Source organism: Streptomyces spongiae (assembly GCF_009377185.1).
Taxonomy (GTDB): Bacteria; Actinomycetota; Actinomycetes; order Streptomycetales; family Streptomycetaceae; genus Streptomyces; species Streptomyces spongiae.
The window spans coordinates 1-4,913 of record NZ_VJZC01000684.1 but is presented as its reverse complement, the minus strand read 5'-3'; the positions used below and the strand labels follow the sequence as shown (position 1 = coordinate 4,913).

General features: G+C 68.0%; 4 protein-coding genes. All 4 read left to right on the top strand.

The genetic code is table 11. From position 1 onward, the window contains the following. The first annotated feature begins 388 nt into the window (after positions 1-388). Positions 389-1,024, top strand: coding sequence for a peptidase inhibitor family I36 protein (locus tag FNH08_RS44550; RefSeq protein ID WP_152777211.1), 636 nt, complete (start codon positions 389-391; stop codon positions 1,022-1,024). A gap of 101 nt (positions 1,025-1,125) precedes the next feature. Continuing rightward, entirely contained in the window at positions 1,126-1,521 is a 396-nt protein-coding gene (locus tag FNH08_RS52745) for a DUF1016 N-terminal domain-containing protein (protein ID WP_228034753.1), read from the top strand. Between the two features lie 18 nt (positions 1,522-1,539). Next, positions 1,540-2,250 (top strand): PDDEXK nuclease domain-containing protein, encoded by a 711-nt coding sequence (locus tag FNH08_RS52740; RefSeq protein WP_228034752.1) that lies wholly within the window; start codon positions 1,540-1,542, stop codon positions 2,248-2,250. Positions 2,251-2,325: 75 nt separating this feature from the next. Continuing rightward, a partial coding sequence (locus FNH08_RS44540; protein WP_152777210.1) for an NACHT domain-containing protein occupies positions 2,326-4,913 on the top strand: 2,588 nt, incomplete at its 3' end.

Below are 4,913 nucleotides of genomic sequence, written 5' to 3'. Positions count from 1 at the left end.
CCGCCATACCCGCCCCCTCGCCAGCCATCCCACACCAGACCAGACGCCTCACCTTTGCACCCCTCAACCCGGCCCGAAACGTCACAGCTGGCCATTGATTGGCCGCCGGAACAGCCCTGCCAATCAATAAGCCAGCCGCTGAAATCGGTGTGTGAGCGGTACCGAGGGGTGCCGCCACAAGGGGCAGACGTCTTGTTCGCCGTGTGAACAGGCAACGGGGCTGCTGCTGTGGAGGCGGGTATGCGTCCGGTTCCACAGCGGAACAACAGATCCGGCCCTGACCGCACTGCACCTGGCCGCGCCCCACGCGGCCTTGCGAATTCTGCTGTCTCGCCGTTCAGCCCAGGGGGAGTCAGGGCCGACCGCATCAGTCGCCGGAGGCTGTCTGATGGCGCCCGAATCTGCTCATGAAGCGAAACCCACCGACGGAGGAAACCTCATGAATGTCCGATCCCAGATCACGAAGCGCGCCTCAGCCCTGCTGTGTGGCATGGCGCTGGCACTCGGAGCCGGCAGCGCCACTGCGGCCGCTACAGACTGGGCCACGCAGTCGGCCGAGTCGAAGTACGCGGCGGAGGCGAAAGCGGTAGGCCTTTCGGCCCGGCAGGCAGCCCAGCTGCAGGACCGGGTGGACGCCCAGTTGGCGGACATCAAGGTCCCGGCGGAACAGGTGAGGTACAACGAGATCCGGGCGAAGGACGGCAGCGCGACCATCACGATGTCCGTGCCCGGCGCGGCCGACACCAGCTGTTCCTACAGGTATCTGTGCCTGTGGGATGGTGCCAACTGGACCGGCAACAAGCTGTCGTTTACCACCTGTGCATTCCGCGACCTGAATGACTACGCCTTCAACAACGACACCCTCACCTCGTACAAGAACAATCAGACCACCGGCACGGTGGCCCGGTTCTACAACTGGGAGGGCTCTTGGGTTTACAAGTTCGGCAGCACGGCGTACCACACGGAAGACAGCCTCGCGAACACCCCCTGGAACAACATGATCGACGGAGTCCAGGTCTGCTGAGCCCTTGCCGGTAGCCCGATCATCTGAGCAGCTGCGCGTCCGGGGCGGGCCGGACGATGATCAAGCTCATGACGATGAGGTGCAGCCGGTCGATAACCTTCTTGCCGTTATCCCCGTGCCGGGACAACGGCAAGAAGGTTATCGAGGCCGAGGCCGAGGCCGAGGCCACCATCCCTGCCCAGCTCGGCGCCCTCCCCTCCTGGTACGGGGACCTGCTGGGCGAGGTCAAGGAAGCCGTCGCGGGCGCACGCCTGCGCGCTCAGCGAGCCGTGAATACCGAACTCGCCCAGATGTACTGGCGGATCGGCAAGCTGATCCTCGCCCGACAGGAGCAGGAGGGCTGGGGCACCAAGGTCGTGGGCCGGCTCGCCGCGGACCTGAAGGCGTCCTTCCCGAACCAGCGCGGCTTCTCTCGGCGCAACCTGTTGTGCATGCAGAAGATGGCCCGCACCTGGCCGGAGCCAATTGTGCAACAGCCCGTTGCACAATTGCCCTAGGGCCACATCACCGTCCTCATGGACAAGCTCGAAACCCGCTCCGACCTGGACTTCTACGCCACCGAAGCCGTTCGCAACGGCTGCTCCCGCGCTCTGTTGGACCGCTTCATCCACCAGGCCCTGCATCTCACCCAGGGTTCCGCCGCCACCAACTTCGAGGTGACCGTCCCCGACGGCTCGGAGGTGCTGAAGGAACTGGCGCGGGACTCGTACCGGCTCGACTTCCTCGGGCTCGACGAGCATCACGCCGAGCACGAGCTCGAAGAGGCGATCGTCGCCAACATGGTCCGCTTCCTCACCGAGCTCGGCGTCGGCTTCGCGTTTGTCGGCCGCCAGTACCCCGTCCTCATCGGCGGCGAGGAGTACCGCATCGACCTGCTCTTCTACCACCTCAAGCTGCACCGCTACTTCGTGTTCGAACTGAAGACGAAGGACGTACGACCCGAGCACGTGGGCAAGCTCAACTTCTATGTGAGCGTCGTCGACCAGATGGTGCGGGACAAGGAGCGGGACGACCCGACGATCGGCTTCCTCATCGGCACCCGGCACAACAGGGCCGCCGTACAACTCGCCCTCGACGCCAGCAACAACCCGCTGGCCGTGACGAACTACTCGACGCTCTCCCCGGCCGACCGGCAACTCGTCCCCTCCGAAGAGGACTTGTCACGCGTCGTCCAGGAAGCCATCGACGCCGTCGGCCACCCCTCACGAATTGCGGCTCGCAGGTGACGGGGACGGGGTGATCCCGAACAGATTCAAGAACAACTGCCCCTCTTTCACCGGGCGTTCGCCTACTCTCGGTACATGGTCGACGCCGGAGTGCTCGGAGCTCGTATCGCGTCCAGCGTGGTGGCACCGCTCGTGAAGAAGCTCTTCGTGAAGGACCAGCCAGGGGCCGGACTGGTGATCAAACCGGTGCGGATATCGGCGCTGGTGTCGTTCGGGCGGGAGAAGCGGGACGTCACGCCGAAGGACGCGCAGAAGGTCGCCGAGGAGTTGGTCCGGAGGGCGTTGAAGGCGGCGCCGCCGGGGGAACGGCCCGTGGAGGCCGACGAGGTGGCGGCCGTCACGTACGCACTCGCGCACTCGCTCGCGGCCCTCGGCGACATCACGATCGAGGACTACGAGGCCGTGGCACTGGGGCCCGGGGTGTTCGCGCGCACGCTCCGTCTGCGTACCCCGGACGAGGTCGTCTTCGGGCTCACCCGCGACGGCGAACTCTTCTACGAGCGGCTGCTCCACACCGCCTCGCTGCACATCCTGAACTTCTTCACGCAGCGCTCCACGTACATCGCCCGGCAGCAGACCGTCCAGAGCCAGCAACTGGCCCGGCTGGTCCAGGCCGTGGACGTGCTGCTGGAGCGGCTGCCGTCGCAGTCGGCCGAGGACGTGGGATTCGAGGAGCGGTACGCGGATCACATCTCCGGCCGCTACGGAACGCTGACCATCTACGGCCTGGACGCCGGAACACGCGAGTGGCCGCTGGACACGGCGTATCTCAGCCTGGAGGCGACCAGGGAGCAGAACGGCCACAGCAACGGGCGGAGCGGGCTCCACGAACCCGCCGAGCGCGTGCTGGACCGGCAGGACCAGGTCCTGCTGCGCGGTGTCGCCGGGTCCGGGAAGACGACCCTCGTCCAGTGGCTCGCGGTGACGACCGCCGGCCGTACGTACGACCACGGGCTGACGCACCTGGTCGGGCGGGTGCCGTTCGTGCTGCCGATGCGGAGGATCGTGCGGCCGGGCGCGGAGTTCCCGCTTCCGGGGGACTTCCTGAAGGCCGTCGGCTGCCCCGTCGCCGGGGAGCAGCCCCCGGGTTGGGTGGAGCGCGTGCTGCGGGCCCGGCGGGGTGTCCTGCTGGTCGACGGGATCGACGAGATCGCCGCTGACCGGCGGCCCGCGGCCCGTCGGTGGCTGCGGGAGCTGGCGCGGACCTTCCCGGGGAACCTGTGGCTCGTCACCTCACGGCCCTCGGCGGTCCCGGAGAAGTGGCTCGACGCCGAGGGCTTCGCCGAGCTCACGCTCTCCCCGATGACCCGCGACGACGTCGCCACCTTCGTACGGCGCTGGCACCGCGCCGCCGGAGCGGACGAGAACGTCGGAGCGTCCCTGCTGCAGTCCGTACGGACCACGTCCGAACTGAACCGGCTGGCCACGAACCCGCTGATGTGCGGCATGCTGTGCGCGCTCCACCGCGACCGGCGCGGTTTCCTGCCACAGGACCGCAGGTCCCTGTACGAGGCCGCCCTCACCATGCTGCTGGAGCGGCGCGACCGCGAGCGCGAGCTGGACCACCCCGACGGACTGCTCGTCCCGTACGCCACCCAGGTGCAGCTGCTGCAGAAGCTCGCGTGGTGGCTGATCCGCAACAGCCGTGCCGAGATGGACCGTTCGGAGGCGCTGCACATCATCGGGCAGGCGCTGCCCGCGGTCGGCCTGGCCGGCACGGCCGAGGAGGTCTACCGCTCTCTCCTCCTGCGGTCCGGCCTGCTGCGCGAGCCCGCCGAGGGGCGGGTGGACTTCCTGCACCGGACCTTCCAGGACTACCTGGGTGCCCGGCTGGCCGTGCAGGAGCTCGACTTCGATCTGCTGGTGAACAACGCGGAGAAGGACGAGTGGGAGGACGTGATCCTGCTGGCTCTCGCGCATGCCCGCCCCCAGGAGGCGGAGCAGATGTTGCGGCGGTTGGTGGCCCAGGACACCTCGCGCGGCAAACTGCTGGCCGCGGCGGGGCTGCGGTACGTGGCGGAGGTGGATCCTTCGGTACGGACGTCCGTGGAGGACGGGGTGGCGGAGCTCGTTCCGCCGCACTGGTCGGGAGCGGCGCGTGAGCTGGCCCAGGCCGGCGGTGATCTCGTACTCGCCCTCCTGCCGGGTCCGGAGGACCTCCATCCCGCGGTGGCCATGATGGTGGCCGAGACGGCGGTCCAGTTGGGCAGCGAAGCCTCGCTGCACTTCCTGACCCGCTTCCGCGAGCACCCGGACGCACGGGTTCAGATGCTCCTGGCCCAGTCCTGGCAGTACTTCGACCGCGAGCTCTACACGCACGCCATCCTCGCGCACCTGCCCGCGCAGCACCGGGTGACCGTACGCGGCTCCGAGGACCTTCGCACGCTTCGCTCCATCGGCGGCTGGGAGGACATCCACGTCCACGGCGCCTACCGGGTCGAGGACCTCACGGAACTCGTCGTCCGCGAGCGACTCACCACTCTCGCGCTGGAAGCACCTCACCCGGTCGAAGGACTGACCTGGCTGTCGGCCTTCCCCAACCTCACCTGCGTCCTGGTACGCACGCGGGTGACCGCGGACGTGGCGCGACAGGTACCGGACGGCGTCAGACTCGACGCCCTGGCTCCCGAGAGGAGCAACCCTTGGAACCCGCCGTCCGCACC